The sequence below is a fragment of the Lactobacillus corticis genome, assembly GCF_018327645.1.
Lineage (GTDB): Bacteria > Bacillota > Bacilli > Lactobacillales > Lactobacillaceae > Lactobacillus > Lactobacillus corticis.
The window spans coordinates 127,771-153,484 of the sequence record NZ_BMAY01000001.1 but is presented as its reverse complement, the minus strand read 5'-3'; the positions used below and the strand labels follow the sequence as shown (position 1 = coordinate 153,484).

25 protein-coding genes and 1 tRNA gene are annotated in these 25,714 nt (G+C 45.1%); 20 read left to right on the top strand and 6 right to left on the bottom strand.

Annotation, left to right across the window (positions count from 1 at the left end):
* The first annotated feature begins 74 nt into the window (after nucleotides 1-74).
* The gene (locus KI210_RS00710) at nucleotides 75-1,004 is read left to right on the top strand and encodes a nucleoside hydrolase (RefSeq protein WP_212779973.1); all 930 of its coding nucleotides are present in this window, start codon (nucleotides 75-77) and stop codon (nucleotides 1,002-1,004) included.
* 10 nt (nucleotides 1,005-1,014) lie between these two features.
* Nucleotides 1,015-1,737: a GntR family transcriptional regulator gene (locus tag KI210_RS00705; RefSeq protein ID WP_212779972.1), complete on the top strand. Its 723-nt coding sequence runs from the start codon at nucleotides 1,015-1,017 to the stop codon at nucleotides 1,735-1,737.
* Between the two features lie 51 nt (nucleotides 1,738-1,788).
* Here KI210_RS00705 and KI210_RS00700 read toward each other — a convergent pair whose 3' ends face one another.
* Complete coding sequence (locus KI210_RS00700; protein WP_212779971.1) at nucleotides 1,789-3,795, bottom strand: ABC transporter ATP-binding protein/permease; 2,007 nt, start codon at nucleotides 3,793-3,795, stop codon at nucleotides 1,789-1,791.
* A gap of 161 nt (nucleotides 3,796-3,956) precedes the next feature.
* On the opposite strand from KI210_RS00700, the gene KI210_RS00695 reads away from it, so the two are divergent.
* The 6 genes from KI210_RS00695 (at nucleotide 3,957) to hpt (ending at nucleotide 10,274) form a co-directional block, all read left to right on the top strand.
* Nucleotides 3,957-4,559, top strand: a complete 603-nt coding sequence (locus KI210_RS00695) for a TetR/AcrR family transcriptional regulator (RefSeq protein WP_212779970.1) — start codon at nucleotides 3,957-3,959, stop codon at nucleotides 4,557-4,559.
* Between the two features lie 131 nt (nucleotides 4,560-4,690).
* Complete coding sequence (locus tag KI210_RS00690) at nucleotides 4,691-7,093, top strand: phosphoketolase family protein (RefSeq protein WP_212779969.1); 2,403 nt, start codon at nucleotides 4,691-4,693, stop codon at nucleotides 7,091-7,093.
* Nucleotides 7,094-7,291: 198 nt separating this feature from the next.
* On the top strand, nucleotides 7,292-7,549 hold the full coding sequence (locus KI210_RS00685) for a hypothetical protein (RefSeq protein ID WP_212779968.1): 258 nt from the start codon (nucleotides 7,292-7,294) through the stop codon (nucleotides 7,547-7,549).
* 38 nt (nucleotides 7,550-7,587) lie between these two features.
* Complete coding sequence (locus tag KI210_RS00680) at nucleotides 7,588-8,244, top strand: nitroreductase (RefSeq protein WP_212779967.1); 657 nt, start codon at nucleotides 7,588-7,590, stop codon at nucleotides 8,242-8,244.
* Nucleotides 8,245-8,263: 19 nt separating this feature from the next.
* Nucleotides 8,264-9,616 carry a hemolysin family protein gene (locus tag KI210_RS00675; RefSeq protein ID WP_212779966.1) on the top strand — a complete coding sequence of 451 codons (1,353 nt, stop codon included), beginning with the start codon at nucleotides 8,264-8,266 and terminating at the stop codon, nucleotides 9,614-9,616.
* A 100-nt stretch (nucleotides 9,617-9,716) separates the two neighbouring features.
* Nucleotides 9,717-10,274 (top strand): hypoxanthine phosphoribosyltransferase, encoded by a 558-nt coding sequence (gene hpt, locus KI210_RS00670; protein WP_212779965.1) that lies wholly within the window; start codon nucleotides 9,717-9,719, stop codon nucleotides 10,272-10,274.
* Between the two features lie 62 nt (nucleotides 10,275-10,336).
* Here hpt and citC read toward each other — a convergent pair whose 3' ends face one another.
* Nucleotides 10,337-11,380 carry a [citrate (pro-3S)-lyase] ligase gene (citC, locus tag KI210_RS00665; RefSeq protein WP_212779964.1) on the bottom strand — a complete coding sequence of 348 codons (1,044 nt, stop codon included), beginning with the start codon at nucleotides 11,378-11,380 and terminating at the stop codon, nucleotides 10,337-10,339.
* 134 nt (nucleotides 11,381-11,514) lie between these two features.
* Here citC and mazE point away from each other — a divergent pair, with 134 nt between their 5' ends.
* On the top strand, nucleotides 11,515-11,763 hold the full coding sequence (gene mazE, locus KI210_RS00660) for a type II toxin-antitoxin system PemI/MazE family antitoxin (protein ID WP_212779963.1): 249 nt from the start codon (nucleotides 11,515-11,517) through the stop codon (nucleotides 11,761-11,763).
* A gap of 157 nt (nucleotides 11,764-11,920) precedes the next feature.
* Here mazE and KI210_RS00655 read toward each other — a convergent pair whose 3' ends face one another.
* Nucleotides 11,921-13,231 carry an APC family permease gene (locus KI210_RS00655; RefSeq protein WP_212779962.1) on the bottom strand — a complete coding sequence of 437 codons (1,311 nt, stop codon included), beginning with the start codon at nucleotides 13,229-13,231 and terminating at the stop codon, nucleotides 11,921-11,923.
* A gap of 109 nt (nucleotides 13,232-13,340) precedes the next feature.
* Here KI210_RS00655 and KI210_RS00650 point away from each other — a divergent pair, with 109 nt between their 5' ends.
* From KI210_RS00650 to KI210_RS00630, 5 genes are all read left to right on the top strand, one after another.
* Nucleotides 13,341-14,054, top strand: coding sequence for a GH25 family lysozyme (locus KI210_RS00650; protein ID WP_212779961.1), 714 nt, complete (start codon nucleotides 13,341-13,343; stop codon nucleotides 14,052-14,054).
* Entirely contained in the window at nucleotides 14,054-15,271 is a 1,218-nt protein-coding gene (locus tag KI210_RS00645) for a DEAD/DEAH box helicase (RefSeq protein ID WP_212780081.1), read from the top strand. Before KI210_RS00650 ends, KI210_RS00645 begins: the two co-directional genes overlap by 1 nt.
* Complete coding sequence (locus KI210_RS00640; protein WP_212779960.1) at nucleotides 15,268-16,590, top strand: PTS sugar transporter subunit IIC; 1,323 nt, start codon at nucleotides 15,268-15,270, stop codon at nucleotides 16,588-16,590. Before KI210_RS00645 ends, KI210_RS00640 begins: the two co-directional genes overlap by 4 nt.
* Before the next feature lie 42 nt (nucleotides 16,591-16,632).
* Nucleotides 16,633-16,706, top strand: a tRNA-Arg gene (locus tag KI210_RS00635).
* A gap of 126 nt (nucleotides 16,707-16,832) precedes the next feature.
* On the top strand, nucleotides 16,833-17,339 hold the full coding sequence (locus KI210_RS00630; protein WP_212779959.1) for a hypothetical protein: 507 nt from the start codon (nucleotides 16,833-16,835) through the stop codon (nucleotides 17,337-17,339).
* A gap of 32 nt (nucleotides 17,340-17,371) precedes the next feature.
* Here the strand turns inward: KI210_RS00630 and KI210_RS00625 are convergent, their stop codons facing one another.
* Nucleotides 17,372-17,557: a hypothetical protein gene (locus KI210_RS00625; RefSeq protein ID WP_212779958.1), complete on the bottom strand. Its 186-nt coding sequence runs from the start codon at nucleotides 17,555-17,557 to the stop codon at nucleotides 17,372-17,374.
* An 88-nt stretch (nucleotides 17,558-17,645) separates the two neighbouring features.
* Between KI210_RS00625 and wecB the strand changes: the two genes are divergently transcribed.
* Both wecB and KI210_RS00615 read left to right on the top strand, forming a co-directional pair.
* On the top strand, nucleotides 17,646-18,782 hold the full coding sequence (wecB, locus tag KI210_RS00620) for a non-hydrolyzing UDP-N-acetylglucosamine 2-epimerase (protein WP_212779957.1): 1,137 nt from the start codon (nucleotides 17,646-17,648) through the stop codon (nucleotides 18,780-18,782).
* Nucleotides 18,783-18,895: 113 nt separating this feature from the next.
* Nucleotides 18,896-20,518 (top strand): ABC-F family ATP-binding cassette domain-containing protein, encoded by a 1,623-nt coding sequence (locus KI210_RS00615; RefSeq protein ID WP_212779956.1) that lies wholly within the window; start codon nucleotides 18,896-18,898, stop codon nucleotides 20,516-20,518.
* A gap of 19 nt (nucleotides 20,519-20,537) precedes the next feature.
* On the opposite strand, the gene KI210_RS00610 is transcribed toward KI210_RS00615, so the two are convergent.
* Complete coding sequence (locus tag KI210_RS00610) at nucleotides 20,538-21,041, bottom strand: GtrA family protein (protein WP_212779955.1); 504 nt, start codon at nucleotides 21,039-21,041, stop codon at nucleotides 20,538-20,540.
* Nucleotides 21,034-21,480: a flavodoxin domain-containing protein gene (locus KI210_RS00605; RefSeq protein ID WP_212779954.1), complete on the bottom strand. Its 447-nt coding sequence runs from the start codon at nucleotides 21,478-21,480 to the stop codon at nucleotides 21,034-21,036. The genes KI210_RS00610 and KI210_RS00605 overlap by 8 nt, the downstream gene beginning before the upstream one ends.
* A gap of 154 nt (nucleotides 21,481-21,634) precedes the next feature.
* Between KI210_RS00605 and map the strand changes: the two genes are divergently transcribed.
* From map to KI210_RS00585, 4 genes are all read left to right on the top strand, one after another.
* Nucleotides 21,635-22,462, top strand: coding sequence for a type I methionyl aminopeptidase (gene map / locus KI210_RS00600; protein WP_212779953.1), 828 nt, complete (start codon nucleotides 21,635-21,637; stop codon nucleotides 22,460-22,462).
* A 24-nt stretch (nucleotides 22,463-22,486) separates the two neighbouring features.
* Nucleotides 22,487-23,425 carry a YihY/virulence factor BrkB family protein gene (locus tag KI210_RS00595; protein ID WP_212779952.1) on the top strand — a complete coding sequence of 313 codons (939 nt, stop codon included), beginning with the start codon at nucleotides 22,487-22,489 and terminating at the stop codon, nucleotides 23,423-23,425.
* Nucleotides 23,426-23,475: 50 nt separating this feature from the next.
* Nucleotides 23,476-24,387: a UTP--glucose-1-phosphate uridylyltransferase GalU gene (galU, locus tag KI210_RS00590; RefSeq protein WP_212779951.1), complete on the top strand. Its 912-nt coding sequence runs from the start codon at nucleotides 23,476-23,478 to the stop codon at nucleotides 24,385-24,387.
* A 164-nt stretch (nucleotides 24,388-24,551) separates the two neighbouring features.
* On the top strand, nucleotides 24,552-25,712 hold the full coding sequence (locus KI210_RS00585; RefSeq protein ID WP_212779950.1) for a thiolase family protein: 1,161 nt from the start codon (nucleotides 24,552-24,554) through the stop codon (nucleotides 25,710-25,712).
* Nucleotides 25,713-25,714: the final 2 nt, after the last annotated feature.

Sequence of the window (25,714 nt, the reverse complement as noted above, 5' to 3'; positions counted from 1 at the left end):
GGAGCTTTTTTCGTCATTTCCATGTATCATTGATTATTGAGTAGAAAAACAAAAATAATCAGAAAGAGGACCAAATGAACCCAAAACCATTGATAATTAGTACTGATCCGGGAATTGATGATGCTGCAGCAATTACGCTGGCTTTGTTTAATCCGCAATTAGACGTGAAATTACTGGTGCCCACTTGGGGCAATGTGAGTTTGCCGAAAACTTTAAACAATACCTTGCGTTTGCTGACTTTTTTGCATAAAAAAGTCCCGGTAGTAGCTGGTGCTAGTCGCCCTTTGTTAAGACCGGCAATTGATGCTTCTAGCGTCCATGGAGAAAGCGGGATGGCAGGCTACGACTTTCCGGAAGCCGACTCCAGCAATTTAATTTCCGGTTTAGCAGCTGAACGGATCCACGAAGTGGTGGCAGTTAGTTCTGAACCAGTTGAATTGATGCAGATTGGACCAGCTACAGATTTTGCCTTATACTTTCGCCAATATCCGCAAGACCTTGCCAAGATCAGTCAACTAACGATCATGGGCGGAGCCATCGGACGCGGCAATTGGGGACCATATGCGGAATATAATGTTGCCGGTGATCCGGAAGCGGCGCAGATCGTCTTTGATTCTCACCTGAAGGTGCAAGTGGCACCGCTAGAATTGGGCCACCAAGCCTACCTTGATCAAGCATCCCTCGCCGCAATTAAGGCCAGTGGCCCGATTGGCGAGATGCTGTATGGCATTATGACCAACATTCACGATATTTTACCAAGCAAGGGAATTGAAAGTTACGATGCTTTGGCTTGCGGGATGCTGCTGGAAAGCGACATGTATACCTTCAAACCAGCCATGGTAAAGATTGAAACGGCTCCTGGTTATGCTTATGGAGCCAGCATAATAGATTTTGACAACTTTTTTGATCAGCCGGCCAATGCCATGATTGGAACGGCAATTGACCGTCAGCGCTTTAGCGATTGGTTTATTGCTCAGGTTAGGGCAGCCGACGCACTTAGTTAGGAAGAGTAAGATGGCGGATTTTGTCTATCGCAATGTAAAACATGATCTGAAACAACGGATTTTAACGGGCGCTTTTAAGAATATGCGCTTGCCGGATGAGCGGAGCCTGGCCGAAGAATACCAGGTAAGCCGGTCATCAATGAAGCGAGCTTTGGAGCTACTAGCCCAAGAAGGCATCATTTTTAAAAAACGCGGCAGCGGTTCCTTTATTAATCCGCTCTATCTGCGAAAACAGGGCATGTTCCGCTATGAAGGCTCAAACCTGGGTTTAACCGATTCGGTTAAGGTCCCGGGGAAAAAGCAAAAAATAAAATTGCTGGAATTTCACGTAATTAAGGCTAGTCCTGAGATTGCTCAGGATTTGTTCATCAGTGAAAACGACTTTGTTTATGAATTTAAACGTTTGCGTTTGCTTGACCAGCAGCCATTTTTAGTCGAAACCGGCTATATTCCGATCAAGCTGGTTCCGGAATTAAATGAACAAATCCTGCTCAAGTCTTTGTATAACTACTTGGAAACTGAATTAAATCTGACGGTTACCAGATCTTTTTTAAACATTACCGTCGAATCCAGCAATGCCGATGATCAAAAATATTTGGCTTTGCAGCCAATCGAACCAGTGGGCGTGATGGAAGGGATTTTCTTCTTAGATGATGGTACTCCTTTAGAGATTTCCAACATGCGCGTCCATCATGACTATATGCGTTTCAGCACTTTTGTAAATTTGCACTAAAAAACTCTCCGCTTTAAACGGGGAGTTTTTGTTTTTTATAGAGAGGGAAAATTAATCGTTGCTCAAGGCCTCGATTGGGTTTAAGTTGGCAGCATGCCGGGCTGGCAAGAGGGCTGCCAAGAGGGAAATTACCAAAGAGATCACGAAGATGCCGCAGACGGCATTTGGTTGAATTTGCAAGAATTGGTATTCCGTAATTCGCGATAAGCCTTGATTAATCCAGACAGCTAGACCATAGGAAAGTCCCGTTGCGACAATCGCACTGATGACGCCAACTACGAGTGATTCACTGATGAATAAGCGGCGAATATCGCGCTTGCTTTCGCCTAATGCGCGAAGAATCCCGATTTCCTTGGTTCTTTCGGCCACGCTCATATAAGTAGTAACGATAATCATGATGGCACTAACGACTAATGAAATGCCAGCAATGCCTTTCAAGATAGTAGAAATTAAGTTGACGTAGACCTGAATTTGGGAAATCATGCTTTCTGAACTCAAGGCCGAGTACATCTTCTTGCCTTTTTTGTTCTTCAAGTTGGTGATCTTCTTAACGACGCTCTTTACGTTTTGGTATTTATCGGTAGTCACCGCAATTGCCGAAGCTACGACGTCCACATTTTGCTTTTTGGCTGCCTTAGTTACCAAATCAGCATCGATAACATTTAGAGCTGAGCGGGTAGAGTAGGAGATTCCAGAAACCTTGGCCTTAAATTTGACCGTAACCAGCTGGCCCTTTTTATCAGTCGTCGAATATGACAGCGTAACCGTTTTGCCAATCAGCGATTGGTAATTTTTAATGCCCAGGTTGGATTTTACAAAAGTCCGGTCTAAGACCACTTCGCCTTTGCCAGGTTTGTGCCCATTTTTAATATCACTAGCACTGGAAGTTTTATTCCAAGAATTAATGCTTGAAAGCGTGGAACTCTTACCGTGATACTTGACCTTAACATTGCTGAAAGTGTAAGCTCGTTCAGCTGAAGCGACGTGCTTGATGTTTTTTATGGATTTAACCTGCTGACTGGTGAAATCTTTCTCAGTTGACTTGCTGGCTCCTGCCAAGGCCAGCATGGCTGCCCGCTGACTAGCCGCCTCTTTGGCTTGAGCTGAACCGCCGGTACCATTAGTGTTGGCCTTGCGCGTGATGGCAATCGCGGTGGGGTTAGCGACTTTATTGATTTGTTCGGTCACATAGCCGTTGACCCCGGTTCCTAGCGCCGTGAATAAAAGGACGGCAATTAGCCCAATCGCCATTCCGGCCGTAATCAAGGAATTTTGCCCTAAATGGTACTTAAAGTGCTTCCAAGTATTGCCTAAAACGGCCCCAAAGGAAATTTCTTTGGAGGCAAGCCGCTCTTCGTTGCCAACTTGATATGCTGGCCGCAAGCGTTCATCACCGGTCACTTTTCCATCGGCTAGGTGGACAATGCGCGTTCCGGCGTCGGCAACGTGCTGGGAGTGGGTAACGGCAATCACCAGCCGGCCTTCTTTGGCAATATCCTGCAGCATTTTCAGCACTTCTTCAGTGTTTTGCGAATCTAACGCTCCCGTTGGTTCATCGGCAATGATGATTTTGGGGTCGCTGGACAGGGCGCGGGCAATTGCCACCCGTTGTTTTTGCCCGCCAGATAATTGGTTAGGATATTTCTTCATTTGGTCGGCTAAACCAACTCGCTTCAGCAGGTCCTTGGCCCGCTGAGTCCGCTCGCTGCTGCTTAGCTTGGTCATGTCCAAAGCCAATTTAACATTATCTAAAACGGTTAGGTGGCTGATCAAATTGTATGATTGATAAATATAGCCGACCGTGTCCCGCCGGTATTTATCCATATTCTTTTCTTTTGAGTGGTCCAGTTTCTGGCCGTCGACAATTACGCTGCCTTGAAACTTGCGGTCCAAACCACCAATGATATTCATCAAGGTTGATTTTCCGCCACCTGACTCGCCGAGGATTGATACAAAGTCCCCCAGGTCGAAGTCAAGGTTGATGCCCTTTAAAACGGGAAACTCTTCTTTTCCCAGGTAGTAGGACTTGTGGATATCTCTCAGTGACAAATAAGCCATAGTCTTCATCTCCTAAAAGTTAAACAATAACCAAAATTGTTAAACTTATCATAGCAGGAAATTTGGCACTGTCAACATAAAAGTTAAACTTTTTTATTTCTTGTTAAACTTTTATCTGCGTGTTATAGTTGATTTCAATAGTCGAGAAAATAGGTGATTTGATGAAACGTGAAGCTAAAAAGGCTGCCAATCGCGCAAAAATCATCCAAGCAGCCAAAGAACTAATTAAAAAGCAGGGTATAAAAAATACTAATGTGCGGCAAATAGCGGAATTATCAGGCATCTCTTATGTCACCATGTATAAGATGTTTCAAGATAAAAAAGCGGTGATTCGAGCAGCGATCATGTCAGCAATTGATGATGAGCAGCATAAATTTGAACTTTTTCTGGCCAAGCGAGAGAAGCTGGAAGTGGTTCTCCGGCGCCACGAGCCATTTTTTAAAAGAGCCCACCGTGAATGTTCATCAGCGGTTTTGCAGGAAATAATTTTGTATGTGCGGCAGGACCAAGTTTTAAACGAATATTTTCGCACGGCCCAATTAACCATTTGGCGGCAATTTTTGGATAAGCAGCGCCAAGCCGGTGTGATCAAGACTAATGCTGCTAACGAAAGCATCATTACGATGCTGACGGCTTTGGAAGAATATGCCGGCGCGCATCAGCAGACTCTTGAGCGGGATGGCGGCTTATGGCGCGACTGGCAGCAAATCATGATGTATGGCCTGGTTGAACGCAGTTTTGCGGATAAGTTGAAAGAAGACTAACTAAGGTTAGGCTTCTTTTTTTCTTTCTTTTTAAATTGGTAGGTTCCAATTCAAAAATTAGTTGAATCCAAAAATCGAAAAGGTTATACTAAAGGTAAATCGAATGAGTTGTTTGAAAAAAGGAGATTCCTATGACGACAGTTGACTATGACTCAAAAGACTACTTAAAGAGTGTTGACGCTTATTGGCGAGCTGCTAATTATTTATCAGTTGGCCAGCTCTTCTTGATGAATAATCCCTTACTAAAACGGCCACTTGCAGCCAAAGACGTAAAGCCAAAGCCAATCGGCCACTGGGGGACGATTGTGCCGCAAAACTTTATTTATGCGCACTTAAATCGGGCAATTAAGAAGTTTGACCTGAACATGTTCTATATTGAAGGTTCTGGTCATGGTGGCCAGGTAATGGTTTCTAATTCATACTTGGACGGTTCATATACTGAACGCTATCCGGAAATTACCCAAGATGAAAAGGGCATGGCTAAACTTTTCAAGCGCTTTAGTTTCCCCGGCGGCGTTGCTTCGCATGCTGCTCCCGAAACTCCCGGTTCAATTCATGAAGGCGGGGAATTAGGTTATTCCTTGTCACACGGCGTTGGCGCAATTTTAGACAACCCCGATGTGATTGCTGCCGTTGAAATCGGTGACGGCGAAAGCGAAACTGGCCCTTTGGCAGCTTCTTGGTTCTCCAACAAGTTTATTAACCCAGTTACTGATGGGGCAGTTTTGCCGATTATTCAAGTTAATGGGTTCAAGATTTCCAATCCAACTATTTTCTCACGCATGAGCGATGAGGAATTGACCAAATACTTTGAAGGCTTAGGCTGGAAGCCATACTTTGTTTCAGTCTTTAAGGACGGCCGTTTTGGCGAATTCAAGGACCACATGACCATGCACGAAGAAATGGCTAAAACCTTGGATACGGTAATTGCCGAAATCAAGTCCCTGCAAAAGGATGCCCGGGAAAAGGGCGATGAGTCGCCAAAGCATTGGCCAGTAATTATCTTCCAATGTCCTAAGGGCTGGACTGGTCCGAAGGAAGACTTGGACGGGAACCCAATTGAAAACAGCTTCCGGGCTCACCAAATTCCAATCCCAGTTGCCCAAGATGCCATGGAACACCAAGACATGCTGGTTGACTGGCTCAAGAGCTACCATCCAGAAGAACTCTTCAATGAAGATGGTTCGCCAAAGGAAATCGTCTTGGAAAACACGGTAAAGGGTGACCAGCGCATGGCGATGAACCCAATTACCAACGGTGGTTTGAATCCTAAGCGATTGAACTTGCCAGACTGGCGCAAATTCAGCTTAAAGTTCGACCAACCAGGTTCAGTTGAAGCTCAAGACATGGCTGAATGGGCTAAGTACTTGGATGAAGTTGCCAAATTGAACCCAACGACTTTCCGTGGTTTTGGTCCTGATGAATCTAAGTCTAACCGGCTTTTCCAATTATTGGATTCGCAAAAGCGTCAATGGGAAGCTGAAATCCATACGCCAAACGATGAAGATTTGGCTCCTCACGGTCGCTTGATCGACTCGCAATTGTCAGAACACCAAGATGAAGGCTTCTTGGAAGGCTATGTTTTGACCGGTCGCCACGGGTTCTTTGCTACTTATGAAGCCTTTGGCCGGGTAGTTGATTCCATGTTGACCCAACACATGAAGTGGCTGCGTAAGGCTAAGGAACAATACTGGCGTCATGATTACCCAGCATTGAACTTTGTCGCTACCTCAACGGTCTTCCAACAAGACCACAACGGCTACACCCACCAAGATCCCGGCATTTTGACGCACATGTTTGAAAAGAATCGGCCGGACCTGATTCATGAATACTTGCCAAGCGACACCAACACGCTCTTGGCAGTGGCCGACAAGGCCTTTACTGACCGGGAATGCATCAACATTTTGGTAACTAGCAAGCAACCACGTCCACAATGGTTCTCAGCCGATGAAGCGACTAAATTGGTTGATCATGGTTTAAGCTACATTGACTGGGCTTCAACTGACCACGGTCAAAAACCAGATGTTGTCTTTGCTTCAACCGAAACGGAACCAACGATGGAAACCTTGGCTGCAATTGATTTATTGCACCAAAAGTTCCCAGAATTGAAGATTCGTTACATCAATGTGGTCGATGTGATGAAATTAATGGCACCAAAGGATAATCCAAATGCCATTTCCCAAGCCGAATTTGATCGCCTCTTCCCAAGCGATGTGCCGACGATCTTTGCTTGGCATGGTTACAAGACCATGATGGAATCAATCTGGTTTGCTCGCAAACGCTACAATGTTTCAATTCACTGCTACCAAGAAAATGGCGACATTACCACGCCATTCGACATGCGGGTGTTGAACCACTTGGATCGCTATGATTTAGCAAAGGATGCCATTGAACAAATTCCGGCTTTGCGTGACAAGTCAGCTGACTTCATTGATGAAATGGACCGCATGATTGCTAAGCACCATGCTTACATCCGTGACAATGGTAAGGACATGCCAGAAGTTACCTCATGGAAATGGTCAGGTTTAAAATAAAATTAGCAATAACTTGCGCATAGCAGCATTAGTTGCCTTACGGTAACGCAAGGGGAGACCTAAAAGTTAGTAACTTTTGGGTCTTTTTTATTAGCTGATGATTGATTATTTTTTATTTCATTTTAAGTCAGAGCTATTTTGAAATAATCATAAAATTTTTATATAATGGTACTAGCTATACTTAATGGAGGAATCAGAATGGCAGTCAAACAAAGAAAAGACGGACCTAGCACTACGATCGTAATAATCGGTATATTACTAATGGTTGCTGGCGTTATCGGCTGGGTGATCGAAGCCCTCAAGCCGGCCTGGACTTTTCTGTTTCCTCTAAGTTTGCTGTTGATCTGTTTGGGTGGGTTAACTTTGACCATCGCAGCCCTAGTGAGCATGATTAAGCGTGATCGACGCCAACTGAAAGCTGCCAAGGAAGCCAAAAAAGACCAGACGGAGAATTAATTTACTCATTTTTATACATCTAGGAGAGAGCTGAGATCATGGATTTTGAAGATGTGTATGCACGTGAACATGTCACACGTAAGTTTTTAAATCGCAAGGTGAATGAAAAAACAATTGCTCAAATTATTCGGGCAGCCCAGAATTCTCCTTCCTTGCTTAATTCCCAACCTTGGCGAGCATATGCCGTAATGGGGGATGCTTTGCAAGACCTGCGAAAAGAATACGAAGCAATGGTGCAAGAGGGCGCTCATGCACATGAAGACTTTGCCTCCATGTTGTCCTTGCACTGGGATACTTTTCCTAGTCAAAACATGGCTAATTTAGGGGCATCACAGACTTACTTTTTCAATAATAAGTTAGAATTATTCAATGACTCTAACAATACAATGTTTAATGCGCCTTGCGTAATTTACTTGACAATTCCTAAGGAAAGTCCTGCCTGGTCAGTCTTTGACTTGGGGATTTTTGGCCAGAGCATTATGCTGCTAGCTCTAAACAAAGGTTTAGCGGTAATGCCTGCCCACTCGCTGGTAGCCTACCCAGAATTGGTTAGAAAGTATGCGGGAATTCCCGAAGATGAATCAGTGGGGATGGCAATTGGGATCGGCTATGAAGATAAGAAAGCCGAAGTTAACGACGCCAAGTTTATTCCGAAGCGCTTGCCTTTGAAATCAATTTATAAGTTAACAAAATAGCTTAAGGTGAGAATCAAATTTGAGTACTGGTGAGATAGTAACTAATCTAGTTGCTACATTATTGATATTTATTGTTGCTGCCTTTTTTGTGGCGGCGGAGTTTGCCTTAGTGCAAACGCGTCCGAGCCAATTGGAAGACTTGTTGGCCCAAAAACAAGGCAATGAAAAAAAGCTCAAGCGCGCCTTGCACATGGTGCATAATTTGAACGAATATTTGTCGACGACCCAGGTGGGAACAACCTTAGTTGGGGTTGTCTTGGGCTGGTTCTCGGCTGAGACCTTTGCTGCCATTTTTGGCGATTTGTTGCGCCTTTCAGGTTTGACGGAATCGGTGGTGAAGTCGGTTTCTGCTATTTTAGGCGTGGTTATTTTGACTTATTTAGAAGTCGTCTTGACCGAAGTAGTTCCGAAAAACGTCGCCATTGATATGCCGGTGAAAATGCTGATGGGCATTGTTAACCCCTTGCAGGCTTTTCACACGATTGTTTATCCCTTTGTTTGGCTTTTGAATACTAGTTCAAATGGCATTCTGAAACTGTTAGGCTTTAGTCCCGCTGACGAAGAAAATCAAGTTTATTCCCAATCCGAAATCATCAAATTATCGCGTAATGCGGTTTCTGGTGGTTCCCTGGATAAAGAAGACTTGACTTACATGGAACGGGCCTTTGAATTAAATGACAAAGTTGCCAAAGACATCATGACTGACCGGACGCGCTTGACCGTTTTGGATGCAACCGACAGCATTCACAAGGCACTGGAAGTTTACCTGCATGAAGGTTACAGTCGTTTGCCCGTAGTGCGGGATAATGATAAAGACGATGTGGTTGGCTATGTTTATGCCTACGATATTGTTCAACAAGGCTTAACTGACGCTAAGTTACCGGTTACGCGAATTATTCGGACGATTATTACCGTGCCCGAATCGATGGCGATTCAAGATATTCTTCATCTGATGATTCAAAAACACACCCCTTTGGTTTTGGTGGTTGATGAATACGGCGGCACGAGCGGTATCGTTACCGATAAAGACATTTATGAAGAATTGTTTGGGACCGTTAAGGATGAGATTGATGATGTCTCTGACGACTATATCATCAAGGACGAACAAGGACGCATTCACGTCTCGGGCAAGACTACGCTCTACGATTTTGAACGTTATTTCCATGCCGATTTGCAGAGTTTTCAAGATAGCGACATTATTACCATTGGTGGGTACATGATGGAGCATTATCCGAACTTGAAAAAAGGCGAAAAGGTTGAACTGGAAGGTTATGAATTTACCTTAGCAATCATTGAACAAGGCTTCATGCGCTGGTTCATTGTAAAACCTGTTACAGGTAAAACCGACCAATCAACTGCAGAAAACGAATAAATATTAACAAAAAGGCGCTTTTTATAGCGCTTTTTTGATTGCTTAATGTTATAATCAGATCATAAGTAAATGTAATATAAGAGATAGAGGAATTATATCAATGGCGAATAGTGACAACTTGAATTCAGTTGTGGAACGCAAACTGTTCTCAGAAGCTGAAATTGCGGACACCTGCAAACGTTTGGGTAGCGAATTAACCGCAGCCTATGCGGGCAAGCGGCCAATCGTAGTTGGAGCATTGAAAGGCGCAGTTTTCTTTTTAACTGACCTTTTCCGTGAAATGGATGTTAAGGCTGACTTGGACTTTATCGATGTCTCAAGCTACAATGGCGGAACTGAATCAACGGGCAAGATCGTGGTGGAACATGACTTGTCCAAGGATGTAAAAGACCGTGACGTGTTAATTGTGGAAGACATTGTGGATACTGGTTTAACCCTGCAATTCATGAAGGACCTGCTGCTGAAGCGTGGGGCCAAGTCCGTCAAGTGTGCAGTTTTGCTTGACAAAAAAGCCCGGCGAACGGTCGACATCGAACCGGAATTTGTGGGTTATGAATGTCCAAATGAATTCGTAATTGGTTATGGCATGGACTTTGATGGCTTATATCGTAACTTGCCTTATGTTGGCGTTTTGAAACCATCCGAATACCAAAATTAAATGTAAACAATTCAAAATCAACAAAAAAAGGCTTGTCCTAAGCGGGCAAGCCTTTTTGTTTGCTAATAATGGACAACGGAATCGCTTTGCTTTAGTTTTTCAATAACTGCCTGGCCAGCAGCCGTCTGCAAAAAGTCGCAAGTAGCCTTGGGCAATAATTTTTCGGCTTCGGCCAATTTGTCAGCTTTTAAGAGTTCTCTGACCTTTGAGGCACTAACTGCTTGGCCGTCTTGGCTAAGCCGCGGAACTTCGACTAATTCAACCTTAGGTTCAAGCACTTGGCGCAATTCTTGATTGTAGAGCTGGGTGACGTGACTGAACGGTTCAGTTCCGACGTAACGTTTAGTAATTCCGAGTTTTTCTGCGATTTGCCCAAAAATTTGCGCATCGGTCCCGGCTTCGCTTTGAATAACGCTATCATCATCCGGCTGGAAGTAGCTAGGAAAAGTAGCGCTGCTGATTAGATAGGGGCCGGTTTCATGCAAAATGACATTTGACCATTGACTGACGCCTTCTTTAATCAATTGATAGCGGTCTTTAAAGGCAAAAAAGCTGCTGTCTTCACTGACCACGAAGAGGTGGACCAGGTCATTATTTTCTGCTGCCTGTTGGACGAGGTACTGGTGGCCCAAGGTAAAAGGATTGGCATTCATGACGATTCCGGCAGTTTTAGGAGCAGGAGCAGGGGAAGAAGCTGCTAATTCCGTCAAATAATCGCTAAAGCCGGTCCGTTCATTTTCTAAAAAGACCAATTGGGAATTGGCGGCAATCTCATAGAAGCCGAGTTGCTTGAAAAATTTGGCCGCTTTGGGCTTGGTGTAGACAAATAAATGGAAGTTTCCGCGGGATGTTTCAGTTTCAATCAGGTGGGTCACAATTAAATTGAGCAAGCCTTCACCTTGATATTCGGGCAAAACGGCCAAACAGCGCAGCGTGTTTTGATAAAGCGAGCCGGTAGCTACTAGCTTGCCTTCTTCGTCAACGGCGCCGCAGGTGTAGTCTAAGTTTTTATCAAGCTGAATGCCAGCTTTTTTGACCAGTTCCTCCAGGTCTTTGCGTCTAAATTGGTCGTTTTCAAAAATTCGTTCGATGTGATACTCTGTCATTTCTAAACTCCTCAATTACTTTTTGAATAAGTGTGAAATTGCGTAGCCGTTTTTTCAACTAAAATCTTAATCCAAAAAGACCACCATTTCAAAAGCAGTTCTATATAATGGTGATAAAGAAAGAGAGTGATCTTATGTCAACCGTAAAAGCAAGAATCCAAGGTAATGCTTTAGTAGTCACAATACCTAAATTCAGTAAAGTAAAAGCTGGTACAGAATACAATTTTAATATTTCTAAAAATGGGACTTTAACTTTCACACCAACTAAAGAAGAGCCAACTTCATTAAAAGATCTGCTTAAAGACTGGCATGGGGAATATAGCTTGCCAGAAGATTTGGAGGACTGGCAAGATTCTAAACCTGTAGGGGAGGAAATATGGTAAAACGACCAAGACAGGGAGATATTAGTAATGATAAGTTAGCAAATACCTCACCTTTTGTTTGGGTCGTTCCAATATCACACGGGGCATTTGCTTTCTAACTAAACTCTTAATTCACAAAGACCACCATCTCAAAAGGAGACGCTGGTCTTTTTTGCGCTTATTCTTCAGTTGGTTTTTTCCTAGTCTGATAGTAGTAGACCGGCAAACCTAACAGCGTTAAACCGATCCCGATTAGGGACAAAGCAAACTGGTTGATGATAGTCGAAATTACGATGAACAGCCCGCCCAAAATCGCAATAATGGGCACGAGCGGGTAAAGCGGCACCTTAAACGGTCGCGGCAAATCCGGCTGGCGCTTGCGCAGGATGACAACGCCCACGGCCAGCATGGTGGTGAAAGTCCACATGACAAAGACCAGCATGTCGGTTAAGACATCAAAGTTTCCCAGCAAAATCATAACGATAGCAATGCCGGACACGATCATGGCGCCGAGGACTGGTACACCGGTGTTGACGTTGGTTTTGCCGATTTTGTCGCTGAAGGGCAGAAGCCTTTCCTTAGCTAAAATGTATGGCGACCGCATCCCGGTCAGTAAAAAGCCGTTGACCGCCCCATAAACCGAGGTCAAAATCCCGATGGTTACCAGTCGGCCGCCCAAATTGCCAAACATTTTCATCGAGGCTTGGAAGGCGGCATTGTCATTACCCGCAAGCTGTTTTAACGGCAAAACGGCCAAGAAAGCAAAGTTGACCAGGACATAAATCGCCGTCACTGCCGCCAGGCCCAGAATAATCGCTTGGGACAGGTCGCGTTCGGGGTTTTTGACCTCGTTGGCTAAGTTGGTGACGATAATCCAACCTTCGAAGGCAAATAAGGCAGAAAGCAGGCCGCTGCTAAAACTTTCGGTCCAGGAAAGGCCGCTTCCGGCTACAACTGGCCAAAAGCTGAGATTGGTTTTGGGGGCAAAGAACAAACCACCCAGAATGATCAAAACAATTGGAATAATCTTAATCACCGTGACAATCTGCTGCATTTTAGAAGAAAACTTGGTGCCGAGCATGTTTAAGCCAAAGAGCAGGACCACCAAAGCGATGCTGACCCAGGTGGCAGAATGAGCTGGCAGGTTAAAGAGCGAAGCAAACTGAACGCCGAAGATTGAACTTAAGGCGCCAATTTGAGCCGGAAAATAAACAATCATCTGCGCCCAGCCAAAAAGAAAGCCAAAGACGGGGTGGTAAATTTGTTTTAAGTAGCCAATCGCCCCATTGACTTTTAAGCTGGCCGCAATCTCCGAGATTGTTAACCCCGATGCAATTGAAATCAGCCCAGCCACAATCCACACAAAGAGGGTCATCGATCCTGACTGGGTTTGCTGGGTGATGGTACCGATTTTGAAAAAGACGCCAGCCCCAATAACAGATCCAATGACGGTTGAAAGGGCTTGACCAAATGAGATTTCTCGTTTCATGAGCAACTTTCCTTAAAAAATAGTTATCGCAATTATTATACTTAATAAAGCAGTACTTGGACTAGTATCAGACTTTAGCTACAATATATATCTAGGAAGGAGCTTGTTTGTGGCAAAAGTACGTTTTCACCATAGGTATACCTTGCCCGCTTTGATCATTTGCCTCATCCTCGTGATCTGTGGCTTGCTGTATGCTTTTCACAATTATTTCTCTGAAACCTCGCAGCCTTCGGGCGTAACCACGGCAACAATTGGCGTGCGCCTAGATCAAGATTATGGCTCGGTTGAACTTAGCCAATTGGAGAATAATGGGATTAGTTTTGTGTATTTGGTCAGCACCCAGGGGCGGTCTTATTTCGATGATGATTATTTGACTTACCGCTCACGTATGATGTCGACCAAAATGGCTTACGGCACCATTGTCCGTTATAGCAATGAATCAACTGCCAGCCAGCACTATCGCTACTTAATGAAAAAGGCCGGCCGGAATCTTGGCAGCCTGCCAGTTTTAATTGAGCCGGCCGTAAACGACCATAGCAGTCAATACCTGCGTTCGATGGCCAAATTTGTCAAAAAACTGCAGCAGTTGGGCAAGCGGGTCATGGTGGAAGAGAGTTTCCAAACGGCCAAATATTTTCCTAAGAAAACCCTATTTATGGCAGGGGCCAAGGATGCACCAAATAAAATGCAATATGCTTTTTGGCGTTATACGACCAATGGCCACGTTAAGAATGTGACCAATTTAAACAAAGGCGTTACCATGTACACTTATGTGGGGACGACCCAGCAATATAAAGAAAGATACGGACAACTGACACAATGATGTATACCGAAGAAATTCAGGGTGTTTTACACGCCCAACATAAAACGCAGCCGACTTTGATTCAAGAGCGCGTCTATGACAGTATCAAAAATGGCGATAATGTGATTGCCTATGCCCGCACCGGGACGGGTAAAACCTTGGCTTATGCCTTGCCACTGCTAGAAACAATTAAACCAGGGGTTGCCAACCAAGCCGTGATCTTGGCACCAACGACTGAATTAGCCGTCCAAATCCGACACGTGTTAAATCCCTTTTTAGCCGCCATGGGTCTCAATGGGGCGACTTTAGTCGGAGCCGGCAACCGCAAACGGCAAGAAGAGCGCTTGAAAAAAGACCACCCCGAAGTATTAGTGGCTACGCCAGGGCGTTTGTTAGACTTTTATTCTGCCGGGCGGGTTAAGCCAAGTCAGATCAAGTCCATGGTTTTAGATGAAGCCGACGACATGTTGGAATTTGCCAAGCTTGATTTATTGGCTTCTTTAGGGCAGCAGCTTGCAGCTGACGCCCAAATTTGTCTGTTTGGGGCCACCGAATCAGAAATTACCGAAAAAGCCGAAGAAATTTTTGACCGGCCATTTTTCTTAATTGATGTCAGAAAAGAACAAAAATTGCCGCTTGCCCATTACTTTTTGCAAGTAGACAACCGCCACAAGGTCGATGCCGTGCAGCGCCTGGTGAAATTGCAACACTTTAAGGGCATCATGTTTTTTGATTCTGAAAAAGCCCTGGTGCGTTTTGCGGGAATCTTGGGTCATACCAAGACCAAGTTTGGCCTGCTGACTAATGACTTTGGCAAGGAAAAGCGGGCCCAAAGTCTGCAGGATCTGCGGACAGGCCGAAGCAAGCTTTTGCTGGCAACGGACGTGGCAGCACGCGGTTTGGACATCCCGGGATTAACCTACGTGATTAATTTTGACCGACCAAATGACGAGGTTACTTACACCCACCGGGCTGGGCGAGTTGGCCGGATGAATAGTGAAGGCTTTGTGGTTACGCTAGGCGATGACCACGACTTGCGCGATTTGAAGAAAGAATTATCCGTAGAATTAGTTAGAGTTTACTTCGCTGGCGGCAAATTATCTACCAAGATGCCGGAGAAAAAGGCGATCGCCAAGTCCCAGCCAACAAAAGAGTCTGCCAAAGCTAAGAAAAAGCACGGCAAACGCAAGAATAAAAATAAGGGCTATCATCCACATTATTTGAAGGGTAAGAAATGAATCGGTTAGTTAAATTCTTAGAAGATTATTTTTTGCCGCTGGCCAACGCGATTGGGCGCATTCGCTGGTTGGTGGCAATCCGCAATGCTTTTATCTCCATGCTGCCAATCACCATGTCGGGCTCACTGGCTGTTGCCGTGCCAAGTTTGGTTAAGGTGGCAAAAAATCAACTGGGCTGGACAACCTTTGCCTTCTTCATGCAGCCGCTGGTGGCGATCTCAAATGTGGTGTGGCGGGGGACTTTTGCCCTGTTTTCGGTGTATTTAGCTTTAGCCTTGGGATACCAGCTGGCAAAAACGTTTGAAGCTAATCGTTTAGCCGGAGCCATTATTTCCTTGGCTTCCTTTGCCATGAGCGTTTCCAACTATGTCGTCTTAGGAAAAAGCAAGCACATCATCATTGAACAAGCCTTTGATCTGAAGCAGCTTGATTCAAGCGGCATTTTTACGGCCATTATCTTTGGCGGGATCGGTTTTGCCATTTACTTGCTGTGCTACCAGGCGCGGCTGGTGATTCGGCTGAGTTCTTCCACGCTCCATTCCGAGCAGGCTGCCTTTGAATCGCTGCTGCCAGGGATGATTGCAATTATTACGGTGGGCGGTTTAAATTACCTGTTCCAAAGCATTTTCCATACCTACTTTGGGACCTGGCTGTTGAACACCATTCAAAGGCCATTAGTTAATATTGGCCAAGGTTTTGGCTTTGTCCTTTTAGTGACCTTCCTCATCTCGGTTTTCAGTTTCTTCGGCTTGAATGGCTTGTCAGTCCTAGCACCAATGCTGGATTCCATTTGGCTGACTGCCCAAAACGCCAACATTGCCGCCGCTCGGCATGGCAAGGTGGTGCCATATGTTTGGACGAGAAGCTCGTTTGATGTCTTTGCTTGGTACGGCGGGGCGGGCGGTACCTTGATTTTGGTGATTGCAATCTTGCTATTTGCTAAACGCACTGATTTGCAGGCCGTGGCTAAGGTGGCAATTGCGCCAAGCTTTTTCAATATTGGTGAACCGATCCTGTTTGGACTGCCCGTAGTCTTCAATCCGGTTTATTTGATTCCCTTTATCGTGGCCCCAATGGTCAATGTTGCCGTAGCATATGCCGTCAGTGTGATGGGACTGGTAAACCCAGTGCAGGTGGCGGTGCCGTCAATCATGCCGTCAATTTTATCTGCCTGGCTAGCAACCAACTACGACTGGCGGGCTATTGTCCTGGTTTTAGTTAATATGGTGATTGCTCTTCTGATCTGGCTGCCGTTTGTCAAAGCAGCTGATCGAATGGAAGGCGATCGGTCGAGAAGCTTCTTTGCGACCCAATATTAACTCGCAAATTGTGCGTAAATCTGGTAAAGTTATCTGTGGATTGACCTCGTAGCTCAGCTGGATAGAGCGTTGGTTTCCTAAACCATGCGTCGTGAGTTCAAGTCTCACCGAGGTCATTCAGATGCTAAAGCTCACTGGTGTCCAGTGGGTTTTATTTTTTGATGTTTTTAGTTATCTGTTCAGATGTGCGACGCGCTATACTTAAGGTGCAAGCTGTAACTAGAATTTTATAGGAGCAAATGATGTTACTCAAGACAACTGACAGCCTGATTTTAGATACGATTGAGTATTTGATAGCGGGCCATAAAACCTTTAAGGCGCAATTCTTAAGCCAACATGAAGTTTTTCAGGCTTCTGGTTTGGTTGATGTTGAACAAGGAGATCTGGGCGAAGTTGCAAATGCTGTATTGAGCGATTTGAATTCGCCAAAAAAGATGTTGGCAGCTATCGAAAGCTACCGTGATGAAATCTCCAAGCTTGCTAAGGATCAAGGTGCAAGGGCAGAGCTGGATAAAAGAGTTACTGCCGGATTAGCTGGATTAGCTTCGGTCGTTTGGCAAATGGATGCCCAATATTGGATTAAGCGGATCTTAGCAGCTAGCATTGATTATCAATCACCGATTGCTGCTGACTATGAATATAAGACCAAAGAGGTCCGAGAAACGATCGAGTTGTTCCGAAATAAACTTGCCGATGATGATGAATTTAAGTTTACGGAAGAGGATGCCGCAGAAATCATTGGTGGGTAGAAAAAAGTCCTAGTGCGAATGCACCAGGGCTTTTAATATGGATGGGCCAAGATATAGTTGATCAGCCCCCACAAGATAAAGATACAAATCAAAGCGGTAAATAGCAGATATTTACGCGTTTTCTTTGATCGATGCGTATCCAGACCAAAGACGACACAGAATGTGCTGACAATGATCAGAGCTGCGGCCAGCATGAGGACCAACATTGATAAATTCATGTAAAAACTCCTTAATCGGTCTTGTTTCTTCTCGCTGAATTCTCTATCCTTAATGATAGCAAAATTTGATTGCGGTAAGGAGCTTTTTATGGCAAAAATCAAAGTTATGACGGTCTTTGGGACCCGGCCGGAAGCAATTAAAATGGCCCCATTAGTATTGAAGCTGCAAGCTGATCCGCGCTTTGATGAAGTGACAGTGGTTACGGCGCAGCACCGCGAAATGCTGGATCAGGTGCTGGAAATTTTTAAGATCAAACCTGATTATGACTTTAATATCATGCACAAAAACCAGACTTTGTCAGATATTACGGCTAAAGTCTTGCTCGATCTGGGCAAGGTGATTCAGGCTGAAGATCCAGACATCGTCTTGGTTCACGGCGATACAACTACTAGTTTTGCAGCCGGACTAGCTACTTTTTACCAGCAAAAAACTCTGGGACACGTTGAAGCAGGCCTCCGGACCTGGAACAAATATTCGCCTTACCCAGAAGAAATGAATCGGCAGATGACTGATGATTTAACGGACTTGTATTTTGCCCCGACGCACTTATCCAAGGAAAATCTGTTAAAGGAAAACCATCATCCCGAACATATTTACGTTACGGGCAATACGGCGATTGATGCCTTGGAACAAACGGTGCAGCAGGACTACCACCACGATGTGCTGGATCAAATCAAGCCGGGGCATCGGGTAATTTTGGTAACCATGCACCGACGGGAAAACCAAGGCGAACCAATGCGCCGCGTTTTCAAGGTAATGAAGCAGGTGGTAGATAGTCATCAAGATGTGGAAATCATTTACCCGGTCCACTTGTCCCCGCGCGTGCAAGCAGTTGCGAAGGAAGTCTTGGGCGGCGATGAGCGAATTCACCTGATTGATCCGCTAGATGTGGTTGATTTCCATAACTTGGCAAAACGCAGCTACTTTATCATGACCGACTCGGGTGGCGTGCAAGAAGAAGCCCCAAGTTTGGGTAAGCCGGTCTTGGTGCTGCGTGATACGACGGAACGGCCAGAAGGCGTTGAAGCCGGTACTTTGAAGCTGGTTGGCACCGAAGAAGCAAGCGTGCGCCGGGCCATGCTGGAGCTCTTAGAAGATCAAGCTGCTTACGACAAGATGGCCAATGCCCATAATCCGTACGGCGACGGCCATGCCAGCGAGCGAATCATGGACGCGATTAGTTCTTATTTTGGTCAAGGAGTACGGCCAGCTGATTTTCGTTAAAAAAGTTCTAACTCTGCTCTTTAGGGCAGGGTTTTTCTTTGCATAAATTGCTGGATCTGGTATACTCTTGCTTTGATTGCAAGTTTTATAAAAATAATTTATGAGGTAATTACGTGATAACAATCTCTGACTTAAGTTTGAATTTTTCAGGTCGCGTCCTCTATGAAGACGTTAATCTGAAGTTTACGCCTGGAAATTGCTACGGCGTAATTGGAGCTAATGGTGCCGGCAAGTCAACCTTCTTGAAATTGTTGGCAGGGGAGTTGGAACCATCGACCGGATCGATTAGTTTTGACCCAAATGACCGTTTGTCCAGTCTTAACCAGGACCACTTTGCTTTTGATGACTTTACCGTTATGGAAACGGTCATCCAGGGGCACAAGCAGCTTTACCAAGTAATGCAGGAAAAGGATGCCTTATATGCCAAACCTGATTTTGGCGAAGCAGATGGGGTTAAGGCGGCAGAATTAGAAAGCAAATTTGCTGAACTTGACGGCTGGAATGCTGAAGCTGACGCTGCTAAATTGCTCCAGTCCTTGGAAATCCCCGAAGAATTACAAACCGCCCAAATGGCCAGCCTGCCTGAAAGCATGAAAGTTAAGGTTTTGCTGGCCCAAGCACTGTTTGGCAATCCCGACATTTTGCTCTTGGACGAACCAACTAACGGACTAGACGTGCATACGATCAGTTGGCTGGAAGACTTTTTGGCTGACTATCCTAACATCGTGATTGTGGTTTCCCACGACCGGCACTTTTTAAATCAAGTCTGCACCCAGATGTGCGACGTGGACCGGGGCAAGATTCAGCTCTATGTCGGCAATTACGACTTTTGGTATGAATCCAGCCAATTAGCTAATGAGCTGGCTGCCAATCAAAATGCCAAGAAAGAAGAAAAAATCAAGGAGCTGCAAGAGTTTATTGCCCGCTTCTCAGCCAATGCTTCGAAGTCTAAACAAGCTACTTCGCGTAAAAAGCAATTGGAGAAGATCACCCTTGACGACATCAAGCCGTCTTCGCGCAAGTATCCATTTGTGAAGTTTGCCATGAATCGGGAGTTGGGGAATGATTTGGTCAAAGTTGACCACGTTTCTTACAGCTTGGATGGCCAGGTAATTTTAAACGACGTTTCCTTTATCGTACGTCCGGGCGACAAGGTGGCCTTTTTATCGCGCAACAGTTTAGCACCAACCGCGATGCTGGCGATTTTGGCGGGAGACTTGACGCCCGATTCCGGCACGGTCACCTGGGGACAAACAACTGCGCGAACTTACATGGCCAAAGACTTGAACGCCAGCTTTAACAACCTGGAATTGAGTATTTTGGACTGGCTGCGCCAATATGCGACCGAAGAACAGAATGATAATACCTTCTTGCGGGGCTTTTTAGGCCGGATGCTCTTTTCCGGCGATGAAATTGATAAGCAGATCAAGGTCTTGTCGGGTGGCGAAAAGGTACGCTGCCAATTGTCGCGCTTAATGCTGGAAGAAGCTAACGTCCTGCTGCTGGATGACCCAACCAACCATTTGGATTTGGAATCCATTACGGCTTTGAACAATGCTTTAATTGCCTATCCTGGATCAATCATGTTTGCCAGTCATGACCATGAATTTATTCAAACAATTGCCAACCAGATTATTGAGTTGGGACCAAATGGCGCCATTAGCCGCGCTGATACTACTTATGATGAATTTATCAACCAAGCTGATATCCAAGCCAAGGTGGCTGAATTATATTAAGCAAGCAAAAAAGCGTTTCTCATTTAAGAGAAGCGCTATTTTTGTGGTCTTGGATACGAGCGTGAACTTTTTTCAAAAGCTTGTGTTCGTTTTTTTGAAAGACTGCCTTGGTGGTGAGGTAGTTGAAGATGCCAACTAAGATCTGATCGATAATCTTTACCCAAAAGGCACTCCAGTGGAGCCATTTAATCCCGACCATCATAATAAAAGTATCTGGGAGCAGGCTGATAATCCTAAAGGTAAAAAACGACACCAGCTTTTGCCATAATTTGCGATTGGTGTTGACGTTGGTGGTAAAAACGGCTTTGTTGTTGAAATAGAAAGAGGCCAGGTTGCTTAAGATAAAGGCCACGGTATTTGCGATGAAGACCGAATCCTTTAGCACTTGGCGAAAAATCATAAAGAGGACCGTATTGATCACTGCGGCGATAAAGCCAAAAAACATATAGCTCCAAAGTCGGCTGTTGCTGTTTTTTAAGCGTTCGCCCAATTCACGCCGTCTTTGATCTGCACTTTTAGCCATTTAATGCGTCGTTCATTTCTTGGGCAGCGGCGTCGATCAATGCAATCGCTGCTTCATCTGGGCTTTGTTCAATCGTTACGGGCTTGGCTACTTCGATTGCTCCTAATTTCTTGAAGAGCTTTTCGAAGTCAAAGACGTTTTGGCAATAAGCCGTTCCGTAAACCTTGTCGCCGCTGCCCATGACGGCAAATTTTTTGCCAGTCAAGTCCAGTTCGGACATTTCATCATAGAAGTCTTGCAGCTCATCGGTCATGACGCCTTCGCCATAGGTGTAGGTTACCAAGACGCACAAGTCGCTTTCCAAATAGTCACTGGGGTCAGTGAAGCCAATATCGCTGGTTTCCACGTCGAAACCATAATCTTGCAAGTCTTCTTCCAAGATGTCAGCCATATCTTCATCATTGCCAGTCATGCTGGCATAGACAATTCTTGCTTTCATGAACTTTTTTCCGACCTTTCAGTTAGTCTAAATTTGTCTATCTTGCATTATATCCTAATTTTTCTTTGCTTGCTCGCCTTTATAGATCTTTTAGAAAAAGTTATAATGGAGAGTAATTGTATTATGAATACAATTGTAGAAAAAGGAGTTAGCTATGATTACCATAAAAACAAATCGTGAACTTAAAGGGATGCAAGCATCCGGTCGTTTGCTCGCTTCCATGTTTGAAGGCTTGCGGGATGTGATCAAACCAGGCATTTCAACTTGGGAAATCGAAGAGTTTGCCCAAAAGTTTGTCAAAGAACGGGGCGGCCGCTTGTCTGAACAAGGCTTTGAAGGCTATAAGTATGGCACTTGCATTTCGGTTAATGACGAAATTGCCCATGCGATTCCGCGCAAGGATTTGATTTTGAAGGATGGCGACTTGGTAAAAGTTGACGTTACTTGCAATTTAAACGGTTATGAAACCGACTCCTGCACGACTTACGGCGTTGGTGAAATCTCAGATGAAGATCGGCGTTTAATGGAAGTTACCGAAAAAGCCATGTATCTGGGGATTGACCAAGCTGTTTTGGGCAATCGGATCGGAGATATCGGTGCCGTGATTCAACATTATGTTGAAGACGAAAACGGTTATGGCGATGTTCGGGAATTAGTTGGTCACGGCATTCAGCCGACGATTCACGAAGACCCAGAAGTGCCGCATTGGGGCAAGGCCGGCCACGGCTTGCGGCTGCGCGAAGGGATGACCATTACGGTTGAACCAATGGTGGAAGCCGGCGGCCAGTGGCAGATTGACCAAAAGACGGTTAGCGATCCTAACGACGATTGGGTTTACTACGCAACGCCAGATGGCTCCAAGGCTGCCCAATTTGAACATACTTTTGCGATTACCAAGGACGGCCCGAAGATTTTGACTTTGCAAAAGCCTTATGATGGCTATGAAAAGTATTTGCCACACTTTGACGAGCTGGAAGACTAAAGCTGCAAGGTAAGATTTTATTATATGAAGATTATTCCTAAGGACCACCGGCGCGAGGCCAATCGCTTTTTCAAGGCCTTATCAATTTCGCTGGCACAAGGAGAAATTATCCAAAGTGCGATTGTGATCGCATATTACCTTTTGTTCTCGATGCTTCCGATTATCATTATCATCGGGAACGTGCTTCCCTTGTTTAATATTAATACCGAACCCATTGCCGATTATGTGCAGCTGGTTTTTCCAGCTAAAATTGCCAAAATGGTCGTGCCCGTCATGAAACAGCTCTTGACGTCTAAAAGTAACGGCGTTTTGAGTTTTGGTGTTATTGTGGCTATTTGGTCGTTTTCGTGTTTGGTTAACGGCATTCGGATCGGCATGAACCGGCTATATGGAGTTCATGGTGCAGAGTTAAAGCAGAGCATGCTGGAGTTTCTGTGGGTACGGGGAGTTACCGTCGTTTTAACGACTTTGATGATTGTGATTTTTACCGGGGTGGCGCTAGCATTGATCTTTGGCCAGCAGATTTTCCAGCAGCTGGCACCATTTATAAAAGGCACTAGTCTGTGGGAGTTGCGGCGCCTTTTATACTACCGTTACCACATTGTCTTTATTTTGATGGTAATTGCGGTTTACTATTTAAACTATGCTTTGCCCAATATTCGACCTGCCAAGCGGGTTATTTGGCCAGGAGTCGGCGTAACAGTGCTAGGATGGATAGCACTATCTTGGGGATTTGGTTTTTACCTGCGTCATTTTAATATGACTTGGAAAAACTATGGAATTGTCGGCACCTTTATTATTTTCATGCTATATATGAATTTGGCGGCGATGGTGTTATTATTTGGTACGGCAGTCAATGCTGCCTTTGTCAATATTCGTCAAGGCGATTTGACCTATTCGGCTGGACGCCTGGCGGGCATAATTCGGCAAAGAAGACGAGCAAGCGCTACCAAAAAACACTAAATCTGGTATGATAATACAGGAGTAGGATTTAAAGAAAGTGAGATAAATATATGAAAGTAAGAAAAGCTATTATTCCGGCAGCTGGTCTGGGTACGCGGTTTTTGCCAGCAACCAAGGCGATGCCAAAGGAAATGTTGCCAATCGTTGATAAGCCAACGATCCAATTTATTGTTGAAGAAGCTAAGAAATCTGGGATTGAGGATATTTTAATCGTTACTGGTAAAAGTAAACGACCAATCGAAGACCACTTCGACTCCAACCCAGAACTTGAACAAGATTTGGAAGAAACCGGCAAGATTAAGCTTTTGAAGTTAACCCAAGAAATTACCAACCTCGGGGTTAACCTTTACTACACTCGTCAACCACATCCAAAGGGCTTAGGGGACGCCATTTTACGGGCCCGCAGCTTTGTCGGCAATGAACCATTTGCCGTAATGTTGGGTGACGACTTGATGACCGATAAGGAACCTTTAACCAAGCAATTGATTGACCGCTATGATGAAACTCATGCTTCAACCATTGCTGTTATGAAGGTGCCGCATGAAGAAGTTTCTAAATATGGGGTAATCGAACCAGAAAGCGAAATCGTACCTGGCCTCATCAACGTTAAATCATTCGTTGAAAAACCTGCGATTGAAGATGCACCAAGTGATTACGCTATTATCGGTCGTTATGTTTTAACTCCAGAAATCTTTGAAATCTTGGCTAACTTGAAGCCAGGCGCAGGCAACGAAATTCAGTTGACTGATGCGATCGACAAGATGAACAAGACGCAACGGGTCTTTGCTCACGTCTTCAAGGGTGACCGGCATGATGTTGGTAACAAGGAAGGCTACTTGGAAACCTCAATTGGCTACGGTTTAACTCACCCAGAAACGAAGGATGCTTTGCGCAACTTCATTATTGACCTTGGCAAGAAGCTGGAAGCTGAAGGCAAGCCAGCTAAAAAGGCAAGCAAGTAATTAACGTAAAAATTTGCTCCACTTTGTTGGTTTTAGAACCGCAAATGGAGCTTTTTTTTGAAAAAATCTTAAGTCTGGGCGAGAGACTGGTAAACGTTCGACTTTTCCGCTAAGATTAATGATCTAGTAGTAATTTTGCACTATGCATTATTTAGGAGAAAAAATTGGAAAAGATATATATCGTTGCTGGCGGACGGACGCCTTTTGGCCGTTATCGCGGCTTCTTTAAAGACCAAACTGCTGTTGATTTAGGCACCATGGCCTTAAAGGGAGTACTGGACAAGTATGGCCTTAGCCCCAAACAGCTGGATGCGGTATTTTTAGGTAATGTTTATGCAGCTGGCCAGGGGCAAAATCCCGCTCGGCAGGTGGCCCTAAAAAGCGGCTTAAATCAGACTAGTACAGCAGTAACCATCAATGAGGTTTGTGGGTCTAGTTTGAAGGCGGTCCGGCTAGCGGAAGCGCAAATGCGGCTAGGCGATTTTGGCTTAGTAGCCGTTGGCGGAATTGAGTCAATGACTAACACGCCATTTGTCCTAGCTAAAAAATACAAAGACGACCCGGCTGGGCACTTAGTCAACGTTTTGATGCGAGATGGCCTCGAAGATGCTTTTTCTGGTCAAGCCATGGGGCTTACCGCTGAAAATGTGGCCCAGCGCTACCATGTTGGCCGGGCAGAAATGGATGAATTTGCTTACCAAAGTCATATGAAAGCGGCTAAGGCCGTGCAAGCTGGCTGGTTCAAGGATGAAATTTTGCCAAGCGAGCTCAATGGGCAAACTTTGACCCACGATGAAACTATTCGCCCAGATACGACGGTTGCCAAGCTGGCAGAACTTGATCCTGTCTTTAAGGCCGATGGTTTGGTTACGGCGGGAACCTCTTCGCCAGTCTCTGATGGAGCTAGCATGCTCATCTTGGCGACTGCCAGCAAGGTTCAGGAATTAGGCCTCACGCCTCTAGCTGAACTAGGTGCTTACAGCGAGGTCGGTTTTGATCCGGCCTACATGGGCTATACGCCTTACTTTGCCATGAAAGATCTTTTGCAAAAGACCGGGAAGTCTTTGTCAGACTACGATGTTGTTGAACTTAATGAAGCTTTTGCGGCACAGGCCATCGCAGTTAGTCGCGATTTGCAGATTGCCCCAGAGCAACTAAATCCAGCTGGTGGGGCCTTAGCCTTAGGACATCCTCTGGGTGCAACCGGTACTAGATTAGTCTTGGCGGCAGTCAATAGCCTGGAGCAAATGGCTGGAAAGCAGGCAATTGCTTCGCTATGTATTGGTGGCGGCTTAGCCATCGCATATGAAATTAAGCGCGTTTAGAA